Source organism: Bartonella sp. TT110JLCBS (genome assembly GCF_042193405.1).
In the GTDB taxonomy this organism is placed as follows: domain Bacteria; phylum Pseudomonadota; class Alphaproteobacteria; order Rhizobiales; family Rhizobiaceae; genus Bartonella.
Genome location: NZ_JBHILT010000335.1, coordinates 1 through 515 on the forward strand (window position 1 = coordinate 1; position 515 = coordinate 515).

The following is a 515-nucleotide window of genomic DNA, read 5'->3' on the forward strand; positions in this document are numbered from 1 at the left end:
GCTTTCTCAAGCATCACAATGATGAAAGCCATCGAAAACTATGAGTTTCAACCTGGTCTTGTAAGTTCTCTTAATCTTTTTGAAGAAGTTGAAACCAGTACCACAGTGGTTGGGATTGAACGGCGTGATAATACATTTTCGCTTATTCAAACCAGTGAACGTGGCGCACCTTTGGCAGAAGGTGATAGAGAGGGTCGTAATCTTCGGTTTTTCAAAACAACACGGATTGCCAAAAGTGATACCGTAAAATCAGAAGAAATCCAAAACCGGCGTGAATTTGGGACAGAAGATCAGTTAGAGACAGCAATGAAATATATTGCCAGAAAACAAAAGAAACTGATTTCTGAAATAGAATTGACATGGGAAAATATGCAACTTGGCGCTGTTCAAGGTGTTGTCCTTGATGCTGATGGCTCTGTTATTGTCGATTGGTACAAGGAATGGGAAATCGCACCACCAAAGCCGATTGATTTTAAATTAAATAATGAGACAACCAATGTTGCGGACCATGTTGA

General features: G+C 40.0%; 1 protein-coding gene. It reads left to right on the forward strand.

What is annotated here, in order from left to right:
• Positions 1-515, forward strand: a 515-nt coding sequence (locus ACFILW_RS11395; protein WP_375685874.1) for a major capsid protein, incomplete at both ends; no start/stop codon positions are given.